At 70.2% G+C, this 21,576-nt stretch carries 21 protein-coding genes; 19 read left to right on the top strand and 2 right to left on the bottom strand.

Features of this window, described 5'->3' with window-relative positions:
* Positions 1-16 precede the first annotated feature (16 nt).
* Complete coding sequence (locus ACEUEL_RS21860) at positions 17-742, bottom strand: GntR family transcriptional regulator (protein WP_405710329.1); 726 nt, start codon at positions 740-742, stop codon at positions 17-19.
* A 194-nt stretch (positions 743-936) separates the two neighbouring features.
* Here ACEUEL_RS21860 and ACEUEL_RS21865 point away from each other — a divergent pair, with 194 nt between their 5' ends.
* Genes ACEUEL_RS21865 through otnC form a run of 7 tightly spaced genes read left to right on the top strand, consistent with a single transcriptional unit; the run spans position 937 to position 8,286 of the window.
* Positions 937-1,938, top strand: a complete 1,002-nt coding sequence (locus ACEUEL_RS21865) for an amidohydrolase family protein (protein WP_405710332.1) — start codon at positions 937-939, stop codon at positions 1,936-1,938.
* Positions 1,925-2,920 (top strand): tripartite tricarboxylate transporter substrate binding protein, encoded by a 996-nt coding sequence (locus ACEUEL_RS21870; protein ID WP_405710335.1) that lies wholly within the window; start codon positions 1,925-1,927, stop codon positions 2,918-2,920. The genes ACEUEL_RS21865 and ACEUEL_RS21870 overlap by 14 nt, the downstream gene beginning before the upstream one ends.
* A 9-nt stretch (positions 2,921-2,929) precedes the next feature.
* A complete protein-coding gene (locus ACEUEL_RS21875) occupies positions 2,930-3,403 on the top strand; it encodes a tripartite tricarboxylate transporter TctB family protein (protein ID WP_405710338.1) in 474 nt (157 codons plus the stop codon).
* 7 nt (positions 3,404-3,410) lie between these two features.
* The gene (locus tag ACEUEL_RS21880; protein ID WP_405710341.1) at positions 3,411-4,931 is read left to right on the top strand and encodes a tripartite tricarboxylate transporter permease; all 1,521 of its coding nucleotides are present in this window, start codon (positions 3,411-3,413) and stop codon (positions 4,929-4,931) included.
* A gap of 15 nt (positions 4,932-4,946) precedes the next feature.
* Entirely contained in the window at positions 4,947-6,368 is a 1,422-nt protein-coding gene (locus tag ACEUEL_RS21885; RefSeq protein ID WP_405710344.1) for an NAD(P)H-dependent oxidoreductase, read from the top strand.
* The gene (gene otnK, locus ACEUEL_RS21890; RefSeq protein WP_405710347.1) at positions 6,368-7,651 is read left to right on the top strand and encodes a 3-oxo-tetronate kinase; all 1,284 of its coding nucleotides are present in this window, start codon (positions 6,368-6,370) and stop codon (positions 7,649-7,651) included. Before ACEUEL_RS21885 ends, otnK begins: the two co-directional genes overlap by 1 nt.
* Positions 7,648-8,286: a 3-oxo-tetronate 4-phosphate decarboxylase gene (gene otnC / locus ACEUEL_RS21895; RefSeq protein ID WP_405710350.1), complete on the top strand. Its 639-nt coding sequence runs from the start codon at positions 7,648-7,650 to the stop codon at positions 8,284-8,286. The genes otnK and otnC overlap by 4 nt, the downstream gene beginning before the upstream one ends.
* A gap of 29 nt (positions 8,287-8,315) precedes the next feature.
* Here the strand turns inward: otnC and ACEUEL_RS21900 are convergent, their stop codons facing one another.
* The gene (locus ACEUEL_RS21900) at positions 8,316-9,029 is read right to left on the bottom strand and encodes a FadR/GntR family transcriptional regulator (RefSeq protein WP_405710353.1); all 714 of its coding nucleotides are present in this window, start codon (positions 9,027-9,029) and stop codon (positions 8,316-8,318) included.
* Between the two features lie 216 nt (positions 9,030-9,245).
* On the opposite strand from ACEUEL_RS21900, the gene ACEUEL_RS21905 reads away from it, so the two are divergent.
* The 12 genes from ACEUEL_RS21905 to ACEUEL_RS21960 form a co-directional block, all read left to right on the top strand.
* Positions 9,246-10,259 carry a Bug family tripartite tricarboxylate transporter substrate binding protein gene (locus ACEUEL_RS21905; protein ID WP_405710356.1) on the top strand — a complete coding sequence of 338 codons (1,014 nt, stop codon included), beginning with the start codon at positions 9,246-9,248 and terminating at the stop codon, positions 10,257-10,259.
* 166 nt (positions 10,260-10,425) lie between these two features.
* Positions 10,426-10,905 (top strand): tripartite tricarboxylate transporter TctB family protein, encoded by a 480-nt coding sequence (locus ACEUEL_RS21910; protein ID WP_405710359.1) that lies wholly within the window; start codon positions 10,426-10,428, stop codon positions 10,903-10,905.
* Positions 10,906-10,916: 11 nt separating this feature from the next.
* Positions 10,917-12,422, top strand: coding sequence for a tripartite tricarboxylate transporter permease (locus ACEUEL_RS21915; protein ID WP_405710361.1), 1,506 nt, complete (start codon positions 10,917-10,919; stop codon positions 12,420-12,422).
* 11 nt (positions 12,423-12,433) lie between these two features.
* The gene (locus tag ACEUEL_RS21920) at positions 12,434-13,441 is read left to right on the top strand and encodes a 4-hydroxythreonine-4-phosphate dehydrogenase PdxA (protein WP_405710364.1); all 1,008 of its coding nucleotides are present in this window, start codon (positions 12,434-12,436) and stop codon (positions 13,439-13,441) included.
* Between the two features lie 39 nt (positions 13,442-13,480).
* Positions 13,481-14,653, top strand: a complete 1,173-nt coding sequence (locus tag ACEUEL_RS21925; RefSeq protein WP_405710367.1) for an L-rhamnonate dehydratase — start codon at positions 13,481-13,483, stop codon at positions 14,651-14,653.
* A gap of 71 nt (positions 14,654-14,724) precedes the next feature.
* The gene (locus ACEUEL_RS21930) at positions 14,725-15,723 is read left to right on the top strand and encodes a TRAP transporter substrate-binding protein (RefSeq protein WP_405710369.1); all 999 of its coding nucleotides are present in this window, start codon (positions 14,725-14,727) and stop codon (positions 15,721-15,723) included.
* Positions 15,724-15,738: 15 nt separating this feature from the next.
* Positions 15,739-16,410 (top strand): cyclase family protein, encoded by a 672-nt coding sequence (locus ACEUEL_RS21935; RefSeq protein WP_405710372.1) that lies wholly within the window; start codon positions 15,739-15,741, stop codon positions 16,408-16,410.
* The gene (locus ACEUEL_RS21940; protein ID WP_405710375.1) at positions 16,403-16,945 is read left to right on the top strand and encodes a TRAP transporter small permease; all 543 of its coding nucleotides are present in this window, start codon (positions 16,403-16,405) and stop codon (positions 16,943-16,945) included. The genes ACEUEL_RS21935 and ACEUEL_RS21940 overlap by 8 nt, the downstream gene beginning before the upstream one ends.
* A complete protein-coding gene (locus tag ACEUEL_RS21945) occupies positions 16,942-18,219 on the top strand; it encodes a TRAP transporter large permease (protein WP_405710378.1) in 1,278 nt (425 codons plus the stop codon). Before ACEUEL_RS21940 ends, ACEUEL_RS21945 begins: the two co-directional genes overlap by 4 nt.
* 45 nt (positions 18,220-18,264) lie before the next feature.
* Positions 18,265-19,704, top strand: a complete 1,440-nt coding sequence (locus ACEUEL_RS21950) for an aldehyde dehydrogenase family protein (RefSeq protein ID WP_405710381.1) — start codon at positions 18,265-18,267, stop codon at positions 19,702-19,704.
* A gap of 20 nt (positions 19,705-19,724) precedes the next feature.
* The gene (gene denD, locus ACEUEL_RS21955; protein WP_405710384.1) at positions 19,725-20,699 is read left to right on the top strand and encodes a D-erythronate dehydrogenase; all 975 of its coding nucleotides are present in this window, start codon (positions 19,725-19,727) and stop codon (positions 20,697-20,699) included.
* Between the two features lie 68 nt (positions 20,700-20,767).
* A partial coding sequence (locus ACEUEL_RS21960; RefSeq protein WP_405710387.1) for a dihydrodipicolinate synthase family protein occupies positions 20,768-21,576 on the top strand: 809 nt, incomplete at its 3' end.

A 21,576-nucleotide genomic window follows, 5' to 3' on the forward strand; every position in this document is an offset into this window, starting at 1 on the left:
TTCGCGTGAACGGACGTCAGGAGGCGGCCTCTTCCGCCGCCTCGAGGTCGCGTTCCAGCACCTGCCGGGTCACCTTCCAGCCCTTGAGATGGTGCGCGCGCAGGATCTCGCGCAGCAGCGTCCCCTCGCGCTGCTGCAGCGCGTCGAGGATCTGCTCGTGCTCCGCCACCGCCCGCGCCCAGCGTTGCGGGGAGCGGTTGCCGGCGAAACGGTAGCGGCGGATGCGCGCGCTCTCGGTGCGGTACACCCGCGACAGCGGCGCGTTGTGGGCGCAGTCCACGATATGCTGGTGGATCTCCTGGTTGAGGCGGAAATAGCCCATCAGGTCGCCGGCGCGCTGGCATTCGACCATGCGCCGGTGCAGCTCGCCGATGGCGGCGAACTCGGCCGGCGTGCCGCGCACGCAGGCGAATTCGGCGGCGACCGATTCGAGCCCGATCAGCACCTCGATGGCGGCGTCCACCTCCGCCAGCGACAGCGTCATCACCTCCGCCCCGCGGTTGGGGACGATGCGCACCAGCCCTTCGGCCTCGAGGATCTTGAACGCCTCGCGCAGTGGCGTGCGGGTGACGCCGAGCCCCTCGGTCAGCATGCGCTCGGAGATGCGCCCGCCGGCCGGCAGCTCGCCGGCGATGATCATGTCGCGGATGCGCTCGGCGACGAAGCTGGCGCGCCGGCCGCGCGGGCCGGACAGGGAGGGTGCCGGTTCGGAATCGGCGGGATCGAGTTCGACTAATTGCATGCAAGAATGCTCTCACATTCGGAAATCTGCGTCCAGAGCCTTGACGCGGGTACCAAGTTGCATGCAATAGTGCCGTACCGAACGAGAAGCGCCGCCAAGCCGCGGCGCCGGGTGCTGCGGGAAACGTCAAGGAAAGGCTGAGCCATGAGGGGCGCGGGCGCTGCGGCGTGTCCGGGCGGACGGGCGGGCGCGCCATGAGCGACGCCGCGACGGACGCCGTGCGCGACACGGAAAACCACACCAGGACAGCCGGTTGCGCCGACGACGATCTGCCCATCGTCGACGCCCATCATCATTACTGGGACCTCGCGCTCGGCAAGCATCCCTGGCTCGCGGGCGAGCCCATCCCCAACCACCGTTATGGCGATTACAGCGCCATCAGCACTACCTTCCTGCCGGCGGACTATCGGCGGGCGGCGGGGCGGCAGCGGATTGTCGGCAATGTCTATGTCGAGGCCGAATGGGATCCGACCGACCCGCTCGGCGAGACGCGCTGGGTGCATGCAATCGCCGAGCGCGAGGGCACGCCCCACGCCATGGTCGCGCAGGCCTGGCTGGACCATGAGGATGCGCCCGCGCTGCTGGCGGCGCAGGCCGCCTTCCCGCTGGTGCGGGCGGTGCGCCACAAGCCGAAGCACTTCGCCGACCCCTCGGACTGGCGGCCCGGCCACGGCCTGCCCGGCTCGATGCTGTGCCCGCGCTTCCGCGCCGGCTATGCCCGCCTCGCCGATCACGGCCTGCATTTCGAGCTGCAGACGGTCTTCTGGCATCTGCCGGACGCCGCCGACCTCGCCCGCGCCTTCCCGCACATCCCGATCGTCGTCAACCACGCCGGCGTGCCCGGCGACCGCCGGCCGCAGACGCTGGCGCGCTGGAACGCGGCGATGGCGACGCTCGCCGACTGCCCGAACGTGAGCGTGAAGATCTCCGGCCTCGGCGTGCCGGGGCAGGCCTGGACCATCGAGGCCAATGCCCGCGTCGTGCGCGACACCATCGCCCTGTTCGGCGCGCAGCGCTGCATGTTCGCCAGCAACTACCCCGTCGACGGCCTGTTCCGGTCGCTCGAGGGCATCTTCGCCGACTTCAAGGCGATTACCGCGGAGCTGCCGCCGGCCGATCGCCGCGCGCTGTTCCACGACAATGCGAGGGCCGTGTACCGGCTCCATCACTGGGAGGAAACCCATGCCCATCGTTAAGACGCTCGGGCCGGTCGTGCTGGCCGGCGCCCTGTTCGCGACGCTCGCCCTGCCCGGCGCGGCCCCGGCCGCGGCCGATACCTATCCCAGCCGCCCGATCACCGTGATCGTGCCCTACCCGGCGGGCGGCGGCACCGACATCGTGGCGCGCACCCTCACCGGGCTGCTGGAGAAGGAACTCGGCGTTCCGATCAACGTCATCAACAAGGCGGGCGGCGGCGGCATTCCCGGCCAGACCGCGGTGGCCCACGCCAAGCCGGACGGCTACACCATCGGCGTCATCGCCTCCGACATCAGCGTTTACAAGCCCCAGGGCCTCGCCAACCTCACTTATGAGGACATGACCCCGATCGGGCAGACCAACGAGCTGGCCTCGGGCGTCACCGTCATCGAATCCTCGCCCTACAAGACGATCCAGGAGCTGGTGGCCGACATCAAGGCCAAGCCCGGCACCATCAAGGCCACGGCGGCGGCCCCGGGCATCAGCTGGCACATCGCCTTTTCGGGCATGATGCTCGGCCTCGGGCTCGATCCGGCAAGCGTGACCTGGGTGCCCACCCAGAGCGGCACCGCCGGCCATCTCGACGTCGCCGCCGGCAATTCCACCTTCTCCACCGCCTCGCTCGCCGAGGCCCGCGCGCTGGTCGAGGCGAAGAAGCTGCGCCCGCTCGCGGTGATGGCGAAGGAGCGGCTGTCGCTGTTCCCGGAGGTGCCGACGCTGAAGGAATCGCTCGGCATCGACTGGACCTTCGCGCTGTGGCACGGCGTGGTCGGCCCCAAGGGCCTGCCGGACGACGTAATGGCCAAGCTCGCCCCGGCGGTCGAGAAGGTCGCCACCAGCGAGGCCTTCCGCAAGCCGCTCGAGGAGCGCGGCTTCCGCCTCGTCTATCGCGACCCGGCCGCGTTCCGCGCCTACATGGCGAGCGATCTCGCCGAGATGGAGCGGGTCTTCGCCGAGCTCGCCAAGACCAAGCAGCAATAGGGGCGGGCCATGAAGTTCGGCGACGGCCTGCTCGGTCTCTTCATTCTCGCGCTCGGCGTCGCCGTCCTCTGGCACGTGCGCAGCTTTCCCATCATCCCCGGCCATTTCTACGGGCCGGGGCTGTTTCCCGGGGTGATCGCGGTCGGCCTGCTGGCCTGCGGCTCGGTGCTGCTGCTCGGCGGCGTGCGCCGCGCGCCGGCCGGCGCGTTCCGGTGCGATCCGGCGGCATGGCGCGGCAATCCGCGCGGCGCCGTCAGCGGCCTGATGATGCTCGCCACCCTGCTCGCCTTCATCTTCTTCGGCGAGGAAATCGGGTTCCAGATCATCGGCTTCACGGCGATGATCGCCTTCTATCTCTGGCTCGGGCGCTCGATCCCGATGGCGGTCGGCGTCGCCTTCGCGGTGACGCTCGCGCTCGACCTGCTGTTCCGCCTCGTCCTGCATGTCCCGGTGCCCTCGGGCCCGCTGACCAACCTGTGGTGAGGGCGCCATGGACAAGTTCATCGCCGCTCTCGATCTCGTCATCCAGCCGGAGACGCTGATCACCCTCGTCGCCTCGAGCCTGTTCGGCTTCGCGGTCGGCTGCCTGCCCGGCCTCACCGCCACCATGGCGGTGGCGCTGCTGGTGCCGATGACCTTCTTCATGAGCCCGGTGGCGGCGATCACTTCGATCGTCGCCGCCTCGGCCATGGCGATCTTCGCCGGCGACATTCCCGGCGCGCTGCTGCGCATGCCGGGCACCCCGGCCTCGGCCGCCTATGTCGACGATTCCTACGAGATGACCAAGCGCGGCGAGGCCGGCCTCGTCATCGCCTCGAACGCCGCCTTCTCGGCGATCGGCGGCATCTTCGGCACGGTGGTGCTGATCGCGGCGGCGCCGGCGCTGGCCGATTTCGCGCTCGACTTCAGCGCCTTCGAGTTCTTCTGGCTCGGCGTGCTGGGGCTGTCCTGCGCGGTGTTCGTCGCCGGCGACAATCTGGTGAAGGGCCTGACCTCGCTGATGCTCGGCCTGCTGATCGCCACGGTCGGCATGGACTACACCACCGGCCACCCGCGCTTCACCTTCGGCAATGTGAACCTGCTGGAGGGGGTGAGCTTCATCCCCGGCCTCATCGGCATGTTCGCGCTGCCGGAGATCCTGCGATCGCTGCTCTCCCCGGCGGCGGTCGGCGCGGTGGCGCAGGTCACCGCCCGCGACGCCTGGCGCAAGACCTGGGAGGCGGGCAAGCGCTACTGGGGCCAGGCGCTCGGCGGCAGCGTGCTCGGCACCATCGTCGGCGCGCTGCCGGGCGGGGGCGCGGATACCGCGGCCTGGATCAGCTACGCCGCCGGCAAGAAGATGTCGAAGGAGCCGGAGAAATGGGGCAAGGGCCATATCGAGGGCATCGTCGCGGGCTCCTCGGCCAATAACGCCGCGCTTTCGGGCGCCTGGATCCCGGCCATCGTCTTCGCCATCCCCGGCGACACCATCACCGCCATCGGCATCGGCGTGCTGTACCTGAAGGGCGTCAATCCGGGGCCGACCGTCTTCATCAACAATGGCGAGCTGTTCTACGCCGTCTTCATCATCTTCATCCTCGCCAATCTGGTGATGTTCCCGCTCGGCTCGCTGGCCATGCGCATCGCCAAGGTCGTGCTGCGCATCCCGCGCGACCTGATCCTGCCGGCGCTGCTGGTGCTGTCGGCGACCGGCGCCTACGCCATGGACAACGACATCTTCGGCGTCTGGATCCTGCTCGGCCTCGGCGCCACCGCCTATCTCATGGAGGAGAACGGCTTTCCGATCGCCCCCATGGTGCTCGGCATCGTGCTGGGCGAGATCGTCGAGCAGAACTTCATGCAGGCGCTGATCAGCACCAATGGCAGCGTGCTCGGCCTGTTCGGCCGGCCCATCGCCGCGGTGCTGGGAACCTTCACCATCATCGTCTGGTCGGTGCCGCTGCTGCGCTGGGGCTGGTCGCGGCTTCAGGCCGCCCGCGTCCGGCCCGCCGCCGCCGCGCTCGACGACTGACAACCGGAAACCGACATGAACTTCCATCGCTACTTCCCCGCCGACCGCGCCCCGGTCGAGACCTGCATCGTCGGCACCGGCGGGTTCGGGCGCAGCTTCCTCGCGCAGGGCCTGCGGGTGCCGAAGATGCGGGCCCGCGTCGCCGTCGACCGCGAGGCGGAGATCGCCGCCGCCTCGCTGAAGGCGGTGGGCGTCGAGCCGCGCCGCATCCGCGTCTGCGCCAGCGCTGCCGAGGCGAAGGCGGCGTTCGCGGCGGGCGACTTCATTGCGGCGGGCGACCTCGCCACCGTCATCGATCTGCCGGTCGAGGTGGTGGTGGAGGCGACCGGCCACCCGGAAGCGGGCGCCCGCCATGCCCGCCTCGCCATCGAGGCCGACCGCCATCTCGCGCTCGTCTCCAAGGAGGTCGACAGCGTGATCGGCCCCGGCCTCGCGCGCCTCGCCGCGGCGCGCGGGCGGGTGGTGACGCCGGTCGACGGCGACCAGCCGAGCCTGCTGATCGGTCTCGTCAGCTGGGCCGAGATGCTGGGGCTGGAGATCATCGCCGCCGGCAAGTCGAGCGAATACGACTTCGTGTTCGACCCGGCCTCCGGCCGGCTGACCAGCAACGGCAGCACCATCGACGTGCCGGACTTCGCCGCCGTCTGGTCGCTGGGCGAGCGGCCGGTGGCGGAGATCGTCGCGGCCCGGGCTCGGATCGCCGCCGCGCTGCCGCAGCGGGCGGTGCCGGACCTGTGCGAGATGCTGGTGGTGGCCAACGCCACCGGCCTCACGCCCGACCGGCCCGATTTCCACGCGCCGATCGCCCGCGTTCCCGAAGTGCCGGACGTGCTGGCGGAACGGGCCGATGGCGGGCTGCTGGCCGGCACGCGGCGGCTCGACGTGTTCAACGCCCTGCGCCGGCCGGACGAGGCGAGCTTCGCCGGCGGCGTGTTCGTGCTGGTGCGCTGCAGCGATCCGGCGAGCTGGCAGATGCTGGCGGAGAAGGGCCACCCGGTCAGCCGCTCCGGCGCCACCGGCATGGTCTACATCCCCCGCCACCTGCTCGGCATCGAGGCGGCCACCAGCGTGCTGGAAGCGGCGCTGCTCGGCGCCTCCAGCGGCGGGCTGGATCCCCGTCCCCATCTCGACCTCGTCGCCCGCGCCACCGCCGACCTTCCGGCGGGCCGGGTCCTTGCCATGGGCGGCCATCACCACACCATCGAGGGCACGACGGCGGAGCTGGTTCCCGGCCGCCGGCTGACCGCCGATGCGCCGGCGCCCTTCTACCTCGCCGCCAATTGCCGGCTGGCCCGGCCCGTGGCGCGCGGCCAGGCGATCGCGTTCGGTGATCTCGACATGCCCGCCGGCTCCGAACTGCTGGCGCTGCGCGAACGGCAGGATGCGCTGTTCTTCGGCGCCGGCGTCGAGGCCGGCAGCGTGCGGGAGCCGGCGTGATGGGCCCGCTGATCGGCTGCATCGCCGACGATTCCACCGGCGCGACCGACATCGCGCTGACGCTCGCCCGCGGCGGCATGCGCACGGTGCAGGTGATCGGCGTGCCGGACCCGGACGCGGTGCCGCGCGACGCCGACGCGGTGGTGGTGGCGCTGAAGTCGCGCACTAGTCCGGCCGCGGAGGCGGTGGCGCAGTCGCTGCAATCGGCCCGCGCGCTCCGGGCGGCCGGCGCCCGGCAGATCATCTTCAAATACTGCTCGACCTTCGATTCGACCGATGCCGGCAATATCGGCCCGGTCGCCGAGGCGCTGCTCGCCGAGCTGGGCGGCGCCATCGCCACCGTGTGCCCCGCCTTTCCCGCTAACGGGCGCACCGTCTATCGCGGCCACCTGTTCGTGGGCGACCGGCTGCTGTCGGACAGCCCGATGCGCGACCATCCGCTGACGCCGATGCGCGACGCGGACCTCAGGCGCGTGCTGGCCCGCCAGACCGGGCTCGCGATCGACCTCGTCGGCTACGAGACGGTGGCGGCGGGCGCTGCCGCCATCCGCGCGCGGCTCGAGGCGCTGGCGCAGGCGGGCGTACGGCTCGCGGTGGTCGACGCGCTGACCGACGCCCATCTCGAAGCGCTCGCCGCCGCCTCCGCCGACCTGCCCCTGCTCACCGGCGCCTCCGGCATCGCGCTGGGCCTGCCCGCCAATTTCCGCCGGCAGGGGCTGCTGCCGGACCGGAGCGAGGAGGGCGGCTTCACCGCGCACGCGGGTCGCGCGGCGATCCTCGCGGGAAGCTGCTCGGCGCGCACCCGCGAGCAGGTCGCCGCCGCGCTCGCCGCCGGAATCCCGGCGCTGCGGCTGGAGACGCGCGAACTCGTCGACGGCCGCCAGACCGCCGAAACCGTGCTCGGCTGGGCGGCGACGCAGCCGGCGGACCGGCCGATCCTCGTCTATTCCAGTGCCGACCCGGCGGAGATCGCCGCGGTGCAGGCCGAGTTCGGGCGCGAGCGCGCGGCGACGCTGGTCGAGGATACGCTCGCCGCCGTGGCGCGCGGGCTGGTCGAGCGGGGCGTGAGCCGGCTGCTCGTCGCCGGTGGCGAGACCTCGGGCGCGGTGGTGGCCGGGCTCGGCGTGCGCGCGCTCGACATCGGCCCGGAGATCGACACCGGCGTGCCGTGGACGCGGGTGCGGGCCGGCACGGGCGCGAGCGAGGGGCTGGCGCTGGCGCTCAAATCCGGCAATTTCGGCGCGCCGGACTTTTTCCTCAAGGCGTGGAGCGTGCTGTCATGAGCGAGGAAGCGGGCCTTCGGGCCGCCCTGTGCCGCTGGGGCCGTTCGCTGTTCGAGCGCGGCCTCACCCCCGGCTCCTCGGGCAATCTCAGCGTGCGGCTCGGCGAGGGCTTCCTCGTCACCCCCACCAATGCCTGCCTCGGCTTCCTGGAGGAATCGCGGCTGTCGCGTCTCGACGCGGCGGGCCGGCATCTGGACGGCGACGCGCCGACCAAGGAGATCCCGCTGCACCTCGCCTTCTATCAGGCGCGCCCGCAGGCGAGAGCCGTGGTGCACCTGCACTCGACCTACGCCACCGCGCTGTCCTGCCTCGCCGACACCGACCCGGAGGACGCCATTCCCCCGATCACCCCCTATGTGGTGATGCGGGTCGGGCGCGTGCCGGTGGTGCCCTATACCCCGCCGGGCGACGCGGCGGTGCGCCCGCTGATCCTCGCCAAAGCGCCCGACCATGCCGCCATCCTGCTCGGCAATCACGGCCCGGTGGTCGCGGGGCCAAGCCTCGAGGCGGCGGTGTTCGCGGCGGAGGAACTGGAGGAGACGGCGCGGCTCGTCCTCATCACCCGCGGCATGAAGGTGCGCGAACTCGATTCGGCTGAGATCGCCGAACTCGAGGCGCGCTTCCCGCGGCGATGAGGCCGGCGCTCACGCGGCCAGCCGGCCGGTCAGAGGTTCATCGCCTGCAGCGTGGTCTCGTGCACGCGGGTGATGTGGCGGTCCATCGCCGCCTGCGCCGCGTCGGTGTCGTGCGCCTCCAGCGCCGCGAGGATGGCGCGGTGATCGTCCACCGATCCCTGCACCGCCCCCGGCACCAGCAGCGCGACGCGGCGATAGGCCAGCGCGTAGCCATAGGCGTCACCGAGGAAATGCGCGAGCAGCCGGTTGCCGCCGGCGCGGTAGATCACCTGGTGGAACTCGACGTCGGAGATCTGGAAGCGCACCGGGTCGTCCGTCATCCCCGCCTGCGCCTCGACCAGGCCATGCAGCCGCTGCAGCGTCTCGGCGTCCATGCGCTGGGCGGCCTCGCGCACCACGAAGCCCTCGACCAGAAGGCGCGCCTGGTAGACCTCCTGCGCGCCATAGCGCGAGAGCTCGGTCGCCTCCGGATACATGGAGCGGCCGAAGCCCTCGGTGCCGACGATGCGGGTGCGCGCGCCCTGCGAGATCTCGACCATGCCGATGGCGGCGAGCATCTGCACCGCGCCGCGCACGGTCTCGCGGCTGACGTCGAGCATCTGGGCGAGCTCGCGCTCGCTCGGCAGCTCGTCGCCGACCCGCAGCAGCCCCGACTGGATCATGTGGGCGATCCGCTCGGCGATCTGCTCGCGCATGGTCCGCTTGGTCAGTTGCTGCTTGAGGCTGGGCAGATCCTGCAGCATGCGGCGACGTTTCCCCCTCATTGGCGCGGTGCCGGTATGCCGGCTTCCGTTCCGATACTAGCCCCGCACGGTGCGGTGTCAGCACCCTAAGCTTTTTTTCGTGGTTGGTCTACTGGACTGGTCACCGGTCCAGTTGACAAGCTGATCGTCCGGCGCCAGAGTGACGGTGAGACGGCGTCAAGACCGCTCCACGACGACAACCCAAGGAGATCTGCGATGCGCTTTTCCATCGCGACGGCGCTTGCCGCCGTGTCGCTCTGCCTCGCGGGGCCAAGTCTTGCGGGGCTCGCCCCGGCGGCGGCCGACTGGCAGCCCAACCGCCCCGTCGAGTTCATCGTGGCGTCCGGCCCCGGCGGCGGCACCGACCAGTTCGCGCGCCTCGTGCAGTCGATCATCCAGAAGCACGAGCTGATGAGCGTGCCGGTCATCGTCTCCAACAAGGGCGGCGGCGCGGGCTCGGAGGCCTTCGTCTACGGCAAGGGCGCGGCCGGGGATGCCACCAAGGTGGTGTTCGGCACCAACAACGAATGGCTGCTGCCGCTCGTCACCAAGGTCGGCTACCAGAGCAGCGACCTGCGCCCGGTCGGCTCGATGGCGGTGGACGAGTTCATCCTGTGGACCAGCGCCGAGGCGCCCTACAAGACCGCCGGCGAGTTCATCGAGGCGGCCCGCGCCCAGAACGGCGGCATGAAGGTCGCCGGCAGCCAGTCGAAGGACACCGACCAGATCCTGGTCCGTCGCCTCGAGAAGGCGACCGGCACCAAGTTCACCTATGTGCCGTTCAAGTCGGGCGGCGAGGCGGCGGTGCAGCTCGCCGGCGCCCATGTCGAGGCCAACACCAATAACCCGCAGGAGAATGTCGGCCAGTGGAAGGCCGGCAAGGTCCGCCCGCTCTGCGTGTTCTCGCCCAAGCGCCTCGCCTACAAGGAGGTCGTCGCGGACGGCAAGTCGTGGGCCGACATCCCCACCTGCGTCGAGGCCGGCATCCCGCTGGAAAGCTACCAGATGCCGCGCACGGTATGGCTGCCCAAGGGCACGACCGACGAGCAGGTCGCCTTCTATGCCGGCGTGCTCGACAAGGTGCGCCAGACCCCCGAGTGGAAGGAATGGCTGGAGCGGACCTCGCAGAGCGAGGCCTTCGTGACCGGCGCCGCCTTCGCCGAGTCGATCACCCAGGACGAGGCGAAGAACCGCGTGCAGTTCGCCGAGGACGGCTGGCTGGTCAACTGACGCCGCTCCCCGGCATCGCCGGCCGGTCCGCCGGCCATCGACGGCGCTTCCTCCCGCGCCGGTGACTTGGGGGTGCGGCGCGCCCGCACCCCCTCTTGTCCGCCCCTTGCTCGCCGCGCGCGGTCGCCCGCGCCGATCCCCGACACCGCGCCAGGACCCGATCCCCATGCTCGCCTCCCGCCGATCCATGGAACTCGGCACCGCCGTGGCCATCGCCGTATTCGGCGCCGTCGTCGCCACGGAGAGCCTCGGCCACGACATCGGCTGGAGCGCCGATACCGGGCCGGGCGCAGGCTATTTCCCGTTCCGCATCGGGCTGCTGCTGATCGTCCTCAGCCTCGGCATCTTCCTGCAGGCGCTGCGCATGGATGGCGGCGAGGGCTTCGTCACCGGTGAGGAACTGCGCTCCAGCCTCGCCGTGTTCGTGCCCACCGCCGTGCTCGTCGCCGCCATGCCCTGGCTCGGCTGCTACGTCACCTCCTTCGCCTATCTCGTCTTCATGATGCGCCGCCACGGCGAGTTCGGCTGGCCGCGCGCGCTGCTCCTGTCGGGCGCGGTGATGACGGTGTTCTTCCTCGTGTTCGAGATCTGGTTCCGGGTGCCGCTGGCCAAGGGACCGATCGAGAACGCCCTCGGCATCTATTGAGAGGGCGCGCCATGTCCGATTTCGCCTCGCTCCTCACCGGCTTCCAGACCGCGCTGACCGCCTACCACGTGGCGCTGATGGTCGGGGGCGTGCTGCTCGGCATCCTGGTCGGCGTGCTGCCCGGCCTCGGCGCGCCGAACGGGGTCTCGCTGCTCTTGCCGCTCACCTTCTCGATGGACCCGGTGAGCGCGATCATCCTGCTCTCCTCCATGTACTGGGGGGCGCTGTTCGGCGGCTCCACCACCTCGATCCTGTTCAACATCCCCGGCGAGCCCTCCTCCGTCGCCACCACCTTCGACGGCTACCCGATGGCGCGGGCCGGCAAGCCGACCGAGGCGCTCGCCACCGCCTTCAGCGCCGCCGGCTTCGGCGCGCTGGTCGGCGTCATCCTGGTGACGCTGCTGGCCAACTCCATCGCCGGCATCGCGCTGCGCTTCTCCTCGCCGGAATATTTCGCGGTGTACCTGCTCGCCTTCTGCAGCTTCATCGGCATGGGCGGGGGCCATCCGCTGAAGACCGCCGCCTCGCTGCTGATCGGCCTGTCGCTGGCGGCGGTCGGCATGGACACGGTATCGGGCGAGATGCGCCTCACCTTCGGCAGCGACCAGCTGGTGAAGGGCGTCACCTTCCTCGTCGCGGTGATCGGCCTGTTCGGCATCGGCGAGATCCTGATCACGGTCGAGCAGGGCCTGAAGTTCGAGGGCATCCGCGCCAAGGTCGACCTCGCCACCGTGTTCCGCACCATGGCCGCGATGCCGCGGCACTGGCTGGCGCTGATCCGCTCCACCGTCATCGGTTGCTGGATGGGCATCACCCCGGGCGGGCCGACGGCGGCGTCCTTCATGTCCTACGGCGTCGCCCGCCGCTTCTCGCGCCACCCCGAGCGCTTCGGCACCGGCGAGCCGGAGGGCATCGTCGCGCCGGAGGCGGCCGACCATTCGGCCGGCGTCTCCGCGCTGCTGCCGATGCTGGCGCTCGGCGTGCCGGGCTCGGCGACGGCAGCGGTGATGATGGGCGGGCTGATGATCTGGGGCCTCCAGCCCGGGCCGATGCTGTTCACCGAGCAGCACGATTTCGTCTGGGGCCTGATCGCCTCCATGTACCTCGCCAACATCGTCGCGGTGGTGCTGGTGCTGGCGACGGTGCCGCTGTTCTCGGCGGTGCTGCGCATCCCGTTCTCGATCATCGGGCCGCTGATCGTGGTGGTGTGCCTCACCGGCGCCTACACCGTCTCGAATAGCATGTTCGACGTGGTGCTGGCGCTGGTCTTCGGCGTCATCGGCTACGTCTTCAAGAAGCTCGACTATCCGGTGGCGCCGCTGGTGCTCGCCATGGTGCTCGGCGACAAGGCGGAGGATGCGTTCCGCCAGTCGATGATCCTGTCGAACGGTTCGCTCGGCGTGTTCTGGAGCACCTCGATCGCCGGCACGCTGACCACCCTCGCCTTCGCCCTCGTCCTCTGGCCGGTCGCCGCGCGCCTGATCGCGTGGCTCGCCGCCCGCCGCGTCACTGCCTGATGGAGACCCCGATGAAGCCTCGCCTTGCCGTCGTCCTCGGCGATCCCGCCGGCATCGGCCCCGAACTCGTCGCCCGCCTGATCGGCGATCCGGCCAACCGCGCGCGGGCCGATTTCCTGATCATCGCCGACCGCGACGAGCTGGAGGAAGGCCTGCGCATCGCCGGCACGCGCTTCGACTACGCGAAGGTGGCGGACCCCGCCCGCGCCGATTTCCGCTCGGGAACGCCGCTGCTGTGGGATTATCGCGGCGCCGCCACCCCGCCCTTCGAGCGGGCGGTGGCCACCGCCAATGGCGGACGCTACGCGCTCGACACGCTGCAGCGGGCGATCGAGCTCACCGTCGCCGGCGTCACCGAGGCGGTGTGCTTCGCGCCGCTGAACAAGCATTCCATGCACCTCGCCGGCCTCGCCCATGCCGACGAGACGCACTGGTTCGCCGAGCTGCTGCAGCCCAACGGCCCGTTCGGCGAGCTGAACGCGCTCGACGGGCTGTGGACCAGCCGCGTCACCAGCCATGTGCCGCTGAAGGAGGTGTCGGACCTGATCACGCAGGAGAGGATCCTCGGCGCCATCCGCCTCGCCAGCACCACCCTCGCCAAGGCCGGCATCACTGAGCCGCGCATCGCGGTGTGCGGCCTCAACCCGCACAATGGCGACAATGGCAGCTTCGGGCGCGAGGAGATCGACGTGATCGGCCCCGCCGTCGAGGCGGCGCGCGCGCAAGGCTATCCGGTGGTCGGCATGTACCCGGCCGACACCATCTTCCTGCGCGCGAAGGAGGTCGACGCCATCGTCACCATGTACCACGACCAGGGCCAGATCGCGATGAAGCTGATGGGCTTCTCGCGCGGCGTCACGGTCCATGGCGGCCTGCCGATCCCGATCGCCACCCCGGCCCACGGCACCGCCTTCGACATCTATGGCGAGGGCAAGGCCAATGTCGGCGCCACCCAGGCGGCCTTCGACATCCTCTGTGCCATGGCGCTCTCGCGCCGCGGCTCCGACCTCGCGGCCTGAACCCGGCCCCTCCCGTCCGCCAACACCCCTGTGTGACCCATGAAGATCAAGAACGTCCGCACCCGCGTCTTCGAATGGAAGGGCAAGGTCGTCCCGCCCGCGCGCAATTTCTGCACCAACGCCGCCGATCAGCTGTTCGAGCGCGGCGACGCCATGGGCAGCTTCCGCTTCCACGGCTGGCTGGTCTGCGAGATCGAGACCGAGGACGGCACGGTCGGCATCGGCAACGCGGCGCTCGCCCCGCGCGTCACCAAGGCGGCGATCGACGAGTATTACGCGCCGATCGTCATCGGCGAGGACCCGTTCGACAACGAATATATCTGGCAGAAGATGTACCGCCGCACCCATGCCTGGGGCCGCAAGGGCATCGGCATGACCGCGATGAGCGCGGTCGACATCGCCATCTGGGACCTGATGGGCAAGGAGGTCGGCAAGCCGGTCTTCAAGCTGCTCGGCGGGCGCACCAAGGACAGGATCCGCTGCTACGCCTCCAAGCTCTACGGCCAGCCGCTCGACGAGCTCGCCCGCGAGGCGCAGTCCTATGTCGACCAAGGCTTCCAGTCGGTGAAGATGCGCTTCGGCTGGGGCCCCAAGGACGGGCCGGAGGGCATGAAGAAGAACCTCGACCTGGTGCGCACCGTGCGCGAGGTGATCGGCCCCGACCGGGACCTGATGTGCGAATGCTACATGGGCTGGACCTTCGAATACGCCAAGCGGATGCTGCGGCTGCTGGAGCCCTTCAACATCCGCTGGCTGGAAGAGCCGGTGATCGCCGACGACATCGAGGGCTACAAGGAGCTGCGCAAGCTCGGCGTGGTGCCGATCTCCGGCGGCGAGCACGAGTTTACACTGGCCGGCTTCCAGCAGCTGGTCGACCAGCGCGCGGTGGACGTCATCCAGTACGACACCAACCGGGTCGGCGGCATCACCGCGGCGCAGAAGATCAACGCGCTGGCCGAGGCCTATTCGATCCCGGTGATCCCGCATGCCGGCCAGATGCACAACTACCACCTGACCATGTCGACGCTCGCCTCGCCCATGGCGGAGTTCTTCCCCGTCCACGACGTCGAGGTCGGCAACGAGCTGTTCTACTACATCTTCAAGGGCGACCCGCAGCCCGAGAACGGCTTCCTCCAGCTCGACGACAACCTGCCCGGCCTCGGCATCGAGCTGTCCGACGACCACCTCAAGGACTTCAACATCATCGAGTGACGGGCTGTCCGCCCGTCCCATGGGCGCGCCCCGCGACGGCGCGCCCCAATCATCATCCAGGGAAACGCCACATGCTCCGTCTCGACCGCCGTTCCTTCCTCGCCGCCGGTGCCGCGGCTCTTGCCGCCGGCGCCTCCTCCCGCGCCTTTGCCGATGCGCCCGTCAAGCTGCGCTTCGGCCATCCCCACCCGGAAGTCGATGCCTGGCACCGCGCCGGCCTGCGCTTCGCCGAGCTGGTCAAGGAGAAGACCGGCGGCGCGGTCATCGTCGAGGTCTACGCCAACGGCGCGCTCGGCAACGACCAGACCATGATCGCGGCGACGCGCGGCGGCACGCTCGACATGTGCCTGACCGGCAACCCGTTCTTCACCGGCCTCGCGCCGCAGCTCAACGTGCTCGACCTGCCCTATCTGTTCCATGACCGCGCCCATGTCGCGCGGGTGCTGGACGGGCCGATCGGCGACGGCCTGCGCGCCCAGCTCGAAACCTCCGGCCTCAAGGCGCTCTCCACCTGGGAGGTGGGCTGGCGCAACGTCACCAACAACCGCCGCGCGGTGACCGTGCCCGCCGACATGAAGGGCCTGAAGATCCGCACCACGCCGAACCCGGCCCATATCGAGGCCTTCAAGCTACTCGGCGCGGTGCCGACCCCGATGGCCTTCACCGAGCTGTTCACCGCGCTGGAGATGGGTTCGATCGACGGGCAGGAGAACCCGGTGACGCTGATCCTCAACGCCAAGTTCTTCGAGGTGCAGAAGAACCTGTCGCTGACCAAGCACGCCTTCACCACCGCCCCGCTGGTGATGAACAAGGCGAAGTTCGACGCCCTCCCCGAGGCGCAGCGCACCGCCATCCTCGCCGCCGCCGCCGAGGCGGCGATCATCCAGCGGCAGATGAACGTCGACGCCGAGGGCACCAGCCTCGCCGCGCTCAAGGAGCACGGCATGAAGGTGGTCGAGAACGTCGACATCCCCGCCTTCCGCGCGATCGTCGCCGACAAGGTGAAGGCGGACTTCATCGCCAAGTTCGGGCCGACCCTGCCCGAGCAGATCGCCGCCGCGGCGAGCTGACGGAAGGCCGGTCCGATGCGCATCGTCGATCTCAGCATGCCCGTGGCGGAGCATTTCCGGTGGAAGCCGGAAGTGCTGGTGAAGGGCGACATCGCGGCGGGCGACCAGTTCCGGGTCACCCGCCTCGCCACCACCTGCCACGGCTTCTCCCATGTCGATGCGCCGGCGCATTTCGTCGCCCACGCCCCGACCATCGAGGCGACCCCGCTCGATCGCGTGGTCGGGGCCTGCCGGGTGCTGGACCTCTCGGCCTGCCCGGACGATGCGCCGATCGGGCCGGAGGCGCTGGCGAGCGCCGATCCCGGCGGGGCGGAGGGCGAGATCCTCCTCCTCGCCGCGCGCTGGAGCGCAAGGCGCGACTACCGCACGCCGGAGTTCTGGACTGAGGCGCCCTGGCTGACGCGGGAGGCGGCGCAATGGCTGCTCGCCCGCCGTCCCAGCGCGGTCGCCTTCGACTTCCCGCAGGACTACCCGATCCGCCTGCTGCTGAAGGGCGAGCATGTCCCCTCCCCCGAGCACGTCACCCACGACGTGCTGCTGCGGGCCGGCGTCACCCTGATCGAATATGTCGTGAACACCGCGGAGCTGCGCGCGCCGCGCGTGCTGCTCAGCGCCGCGCCGCTGCTCATTCCCGATGCCGACGGCGCCCCCGCGCGCATCTACGCGATCGAGGGTCTCGATGTCTGAGATGCCCCCTCCCCCGCCGGGCCCGCTCGGGCGCGCGATCGATCTCGGTTTCCGCGGCATCGAGGTGCTGCTGGTCGGCCTGCTCGGCGTGATGGTCGTGCTGGTCTTCGGCAATGTGGTCATGCGCTACGTCTTCGACAGCGGCATCACCATCGCCGACGAGATGTCGCGCCTGCTGTTCGTCTGGGTCACCTTCCTCGGTGCCATCACGGTGATGCGCCAGAAGGGCCATCTCGGGGTCGACATGTTCGTGCTGGCGCTGCCGCGCACGGGGCGCTGGCTGTGCCGCATCGTCTCCGACGTGCTCTCGCTCGGCTGTGCCGTGCTGCTGGCGGTGGGCGCATGGGACCAGACGCTGCTGAACCTCGGCAACCTGCTGCCGGTGTCCGAGCTCTCCACCGCCTATGTCTACGCCGCCGCCTTCGCCTCCGGGGTCGGGCTCACCGTGCTGATCCTCGGCGACCTGATCGAGCTCGTCCGCGGCGGCCCCGGCGGGGCGGCCATCGACGTCAATGTGGTGGAGGGCGTGTCGTGACCGTCGCGATCTTCTCGCTCGTCCTGCTCGGCTCCATCTTCCTCGGCATGCCCATCGCCTTCGCGCTGATCATCACCGCCGGCGCGCTGATGTGGCATCTGGGCGCCTTCGACTGGCAGCTCATCGCGCTGCAGATGGTGAACGGGGCGGACAGTTTCCCGCTGCTCGCCATCCCCTTCTTCCTGCTGGCCGGCGAGGCGATGAACGCGGGCGGTCTCTCACGCCGGCTGGTCGATCTCGGCCTCGCTCTGGTCGGCCATCTGCGCGGCGGCCTCGGCTATGTCGCGATCATCACCGCCATCCTGCTCGCCTCCATGTCCGGCTCGGCCATCGCCGACACGGCGGCGCTCGCCTCCATGCTGCTGCCGGTGATGCGGCAGGCGGGCTATGATCTCGGCCGCTCCTCCGGCCTCATCGCCTCGGGCGGCATCATCGCCCCGGTGCTGTCGCCCTCGATCGGCTACATCGTGTTCGGCGTGATCGGCGGCGTGTCGATCACCCGGCTGTTCCTCACCGGCATCGTGCCGGGGCTGCTGCTCGGCCTGTCGCTGGCGGTGGCGTGGTGGATCGTCTCCCAGCGCGACAAGGTGGCGATCCTGCCGCGGCGCAGCTGGGGCGAGGCGGGCCGCGCCTTCCTCGACGCGCTGCTGGCGCTGGGCCTGCCGGTGATCATCGTCGGCGGCCTCAAGGGCGGCATCTTCACGCCGACCGAGGCGGCGGTGGTGGCGGCGGTCTATGCGGTGGTGGTCGGCACCTTCGTCTATCGCGAGCTCACCCCCGCCAAGCTCTACCACGCCATGCTGATGGCGGTGCGCACGACGGCGGCGGTGATGTTCCTCGTCGCGGCGGCCTCGGTCTCGGCCTATCTCATCGCCATCGCCAACATCCCCGCCGAGGTGACGGCGCTGCTGGAGCCGTTCCGCGACAACCCGATCGAGCTGATGATCGTGATCATGCTGCTCGTCGTCATCATCGGCACCGCGCTCGACTTCATCCCCACCATCCTGATCCTGACCCCGGTGCTGATGCCGCTGGTGAAATCCTCGGGCATCGATCCGGTCTATTTCGGCGTATTGTTCGTGATGAACAACGCCATCGGCCTCATCACCCCGCCCGTCGGCACGGTGCTGAACGTCGTCTCGGCGGTGGGCAAGGTCGATCTCGGCCTCGCCATCAAGGGGGTCTGGCCCTTCCTGGTGGCACAGCTCATCGTTCTGGCGCTGCTCACTTTGTTCCCCGCGCTGGTGCTGGTGCCCGCGCGCTTCCTCTACTGACCCCGCGCCCGTGCCGACGACGAGGCCGAACCGGAGAGTCCGACCATGAGCACTGTCTTCCGCAACTTCATCGGCGGCGAATGGGTCGAGGGCGTCGAGACCCTCGCCAACATCAACCCGTCCGATACCGGCGACGTGATCGGCCACTATGCCCGTACCGACGCCGCCGGGCTCAATGACGCGGTGGCGGCGGCGAAGGCCGCCTTCCCGGCCTGGTCGCGCAGCGTGCCCTATGCGCGGCACGAGATCCTGAAGAAGATTTCCGACGAGATCTTCGCCCGTAAGGACGAGCTCGGCCGGCTGCTGGCGCGCGAGGAAGGCAAGACGCTGGCCGAGGGCATCGGCGAGGTCGCCCGCGCCGGGCAGATCTTCTCCTTCTTCGCCGGCGAATGCCTGCGCCTGGCCGGCGAGACGCTCGCCTCCGTGCGCCCCGGCGTCGGGGTGGAGGTGACGCGCGAGCCGCTCGGCATCATCGGCCTCATCACGCCGTGGAACTTCCCCATCGCCATCCCCGCCTGGAAGATCGCCCCGGCGCTGGCCTATGGAAACTGCGTCATCTTCAAGCCGGCCGAGCTGGTGCCCGGCTCGGCCTGGGCGCTCTCCGATATCATCGCCCGCGCCGGCGTGCCGGCCGGCGTGTTCAACCTGGTGATGGGCTCGGGCTCGAAGGTCGGGCAGGCCATGCTCGATCATGCCGACATCGCCGGCATCTCCTTCACCGGCTCGGTCGCGACCGGCCGGCGCGTCGCCGCGGCCGGCGCGGCGCGCTTCGCCCGGGTGCAGCTCGAGATGGGCGGCAAGAACCCGCTGGTGGTGCTGGACGACGCCGACCTCGCGGTCGCTGTCGACTGCGCCGTCAACGGCGCCTTCTTCTCCACCGGCCAGCGCTGCACGGCCTCGAGCCGGCTCATCGTCACCGATGCCATCCACGACCGCTTCGTCGCGGCGGTGAGCGAGCGCCTCGCCGGGCTCAAGGTCGACGACGCGCTCGACCCCGCGACCCAGATCGGCCCGGTGGTCGACGAGAGCCAGCTGACGCAGGACCTCGACTATATCGCCATCGCCGAGAGGGAAGGCGGCCGGCGTGCCTTCGGCGGCGAGCGGCTTTCCCGCGGCAAGCCCGGCTTCTACCTCCAGCCGGCGCTGTTCACCGAAACGACACCGGCGATGCGCATCAACCGCGAGGAAGTGTTCGGCCCGGTCGCCTCGGTCATCCGCGTGAAGGATTACGAGGAGGCGCTCGCGGTCGCCAACGGCACCGAGTTCGGCCTTTCCGCCGGCATCTGCACCACCAGCCTGAAGCATGCGACGCATTTCCGGCGCCACGCCGAGGCCGGCATGGTGATGGTCAACCTGCCCACCGCCGGCGTCGACTTCCACGTGCCGTTCGGCGGGCGCAAGGGCTCGTCCTACGGGCCGCGCGAACAGGGCAGCTATGCTCGCGAATTCTACACCGTGGTGAAGACCGCCTACACCCTCGCCTGAGTGCCCGGAGCCTCCTCCTCATGAAGATCCTCATCCTCGGCGCGGCCGGCATGCTCGGCCGCAAGCTGCTGGAGCGCCTCGCCGCGCAGCCGGTGCTGAACGGCGTGCCCGTCACCGGCGCCGTGCTGCACGATGTGGTGGAGACCGTGCCGCCGGCCGGCCTGCCCTTCCCGGTCGAGGTTCTGACCGGCGACTATGCCGCGCCGCGGGTCGCCGATCGGCTGATCGCCGCCCGCCCCGCGGTGATCTTCCACCTCGCCTCCATCGTCTCGGGTGAGGCGGAAGCGCGCTTCGAGGAAGGCTACCGGATCAATCTCGACGGCACCCGTGCGCTGTTCGAGGCGATCCGGCTGACGGCGGACTACACGCCGCGCCTCGTCTACACCTCCTCGCTCGCCGTGTTCGGCGCGCCCTTCCCCGATGTGGTGGACGATGATTTCCTCACCGCGCCGGCCTCCTCCTACGGCACGCAGAAGGTGATCGCCGAACTGCTGCTGGCCGACTATTCCCGCAAGGGCTTCCTCGACGGGGTGGCGATCCGGCTGCCGACCATCTGCGTGCGGCCCGGCCGGCCCAATGCCGCGCTGTCCGGCTTCATCTCCGGCATCATCCGCGAGCCGCTGAACGGGATCGAGGCGGTGCTGCCGGTGGAGGAGAGCCTGCGCGTCTGGATCGCCTCGCCGCGCGCGGCGGTGGGCTATCTCCTCCACGCCGCCGGCATCGACACCGCCCCGCTCGGGGCGCGGCGCAGCCTCAACATGCCCGGCGTCTGCGTCAGAATCGGCGAGCAGATCGAGGCGCTGCGCGCCCATGCGGGTGACGCCGCGGTGGCGCTGATCCGCCGCCGGCCCGATCCGGTGGTGGCGCGCGTGGTCGGCGGCTGGCCGCAGGCCCTGACGGCGCAGCGCGCCCTGGCGCTCGGCTTCACCGGCGATGACGGCTTCGCCGGCATCCTCGACGCCTATCTCACCGAGGATTTCCGGCCGGCCGCCTGAGCCGGCCGCCCGCCTGAGCCGGCCGCGCCCTCCCTTTGTCCGTCCATCCCGTTCGCAAGGTGTCCTCCATGGCCTCCCCTCCCCGCTATTCCGGCGTCTTCCCCGTGGCGCCGACGGTGTTCCATGCCGACGGCACGCTGGACCTCGACGGCCAGAAGCGGGCGATCGACTTCATGATCGACGCCGGCTCGCACGGCCTCTGCATCCTCGCCAATTTCTCCGAGCAGTTCGTGCTGGCGGATGACGAGCGCGAGATCGTCGCCCGAACCGTGCTGGAGCATGTCGCCGGCCGCGTGCCGGTGATCGTCACCACCACGCATTTCTCCACCGCCATCTGCGCCGCGCGCTCGAAGCGCGCGCAGGAACTCGGCGCGGCCATGGTCATGATCATGCCGCCCTATCACGGCGCCACCTTCCGGGTGCCGGAGGCGCAGGTCTACGAGTTCTACAAAGGCGTCTCCGACGCCATTTCGATCCCGATCATGGTGCAGGACGCCCCTGTGGCCGGCACGCCGCTCTCCGTGCCGTTCCTGGCGAAGATGGCGAGCGAGATCGAGAACCTCGCCTATTTCAAGATCGAGGTGCCGCAGGCGGCGAACAAGCTCCGCGCGCTGATCGCGGCCGGCGGGGCGGCGATCGAGGGGCCGTGGGACGGCGAGGAGGCGATCACGCTGATGGCCGATCTCGATGCGGGGGCGACCGGCGCCATGACCGGCGGCGGCTTCCCGGACGGCATCCGGCAGATCATCGACCCCTATGTCGCGGGGAATCGCGAGGCGGCGCTCGCCGCCTATGAGCGTTGGCTGCCGCTGATCAATTACGAGAACCGGCAGGCGGGCTTCGCCACCGCCAAGATCCTGATGCAGGCCGGCGGCGT

It is taken from the genome of Ancylobacter terrae (assembly GCF_045108345.1).
Classification (GTDB): domain Bacteria; phylum Pseudomonadota; class Alphaproteobacteria; order Rhizobiales; family Xanthobacteraceae; genus Ancylobacter.

Bases quoted from the DNA above. Each gene is read 5' to 3' on its own strand.
- ACEUEL_RS21860 (WP_405710329.1), bottom strand. From the start codon at position 742: ATGCAATTAGTCGAACTCGATCCCGCCGATTCCGAACCGGCACCCTCC.
- ACEUEL_RS21865 (WP_405710332.1), top strand. From the start codon at position 937: ATGAGCGACGCCGCGACGGACGCCGTGCGCGACACGGAAAACCACACC.
- ACEUEL_RS21870 (WP_405710335.1), top strand. From the start codon at position 1,925: ATGCCCATCGTTAAGACGCTCGGGCCGGTCGTGCTGGCCGGCGCCCTG.
- ACEUEL_RS21875 (WP_405710338.1), top strand. From the start codon at position 2,930: ATGAAGTTCGGCGACGGCCTGCTCGGTCTCTTCATTCTCGCGCTCGGC.
- ACEUEL_RS21880 (WP_405710341.1), top strand. From the start codon at position 3,411: ATGGACAAGTTCATCGCCGCTCTCGATCTCGTCATCCAGCCGGAGACG.
- ACEUEL_RS21885 (WP_405710344.1), top strand. From the start codon at position 4,947: ATGAACTTCCATCGCTACTTCCCCGCCGACCGCGCCCCGGTCGAGACC.
- otnK (WP_405710347.1), top strand. From the start codon at position 6,368: ATGGGCCCGCTGATCGGCTGCATCGCCGACGATTCCACCGGCGCGACC.
- otnC (WP_405710350.1), top strand. From the start codon at position 7,648: ATGAGCGAGGAAGCGGGCCTTCGGGCCGCCCTGTGCCGCTGGGGCCGT.
- ACEUEL_RS21900 (WP_405710353.1), bottom strand. From the start codon at position 9,029: ATGCTGCAGGATCTGCCCAGCCTCAAGCAGCAACTGACCAAGCGGACC.
- ACEUEL_RS21905 (WP_405710356.1), top strand. From the start codon at position 9,246: ATGCGCTTTTCCATCGCGACGGCGCTTGCCGCCGTGTCGCTCTGCCTC.
- ACEUEL_RS21910 (WP_405710359.1), top strand. From the start codon at position 10,426: ATGCTCGCCTCCCGCCGATCCATGGAACTCGGCACCGCCGTGGCCATC.
- ACEUEL_RS21915 (WP_405710361.1), top strand. From the start codon at position 10,917: ATGTCCGATTTCGCCTCGCTCCTCACCGGCTTCCAGACCGCGCTGACC.
- ACEUEL_RS21920 (WP_405710364.1), top strand. From the start codon at position 12,434: ATGAAGCCTCGCCTTGCCGTCGTCCTCGGCGATCCCGCCGGCATCGGC.
- ACEUEL_RS21925 (WP_405710367.1), top strand. From the start codon at position 13,481: ATGAAGATCAAGAACGTCCGCACCCGCGTCTTCGAATGGAAGGGCAAG.
- ACEUEL_RS21930 (WP_405710369.1), top strand. From the start codon at position 14,725: ATGCTCCGTCTCGACCGCCGTTCCTTCCTCGCCGCCGGTGCCGCGGCT.
- ACEUEL_RS21935 (WP_405710372.1), top strand. From the start codon at position 15,739: ATGCGCATCGTCGATCTCAGCATGCCCGTGGCGGAGCATTTCCGGTGG.
- ACEUEL_RS21940 (WP_405710375.1), top strand. From the start codon at position 16,403: ATGTCTGAGATGCCCCCTCCCCCGCCGGGCCCGCTCGGGCGCGCGATC.
- ACEUEL_RS21950 (WP_405710381.1), top strand. From the start codon at position 18,265: ATGAGCACTGTCTTCCGCAACTTCATCGGCGGCGAATGGGTCGAGGGC.
- denD (WP_405710384.1), top strand. From the start codon at position 19,725: ATGAAGATCCTCATCCTCGGCGCGGCCGGCATGCTCGGCCGCAAGCTG.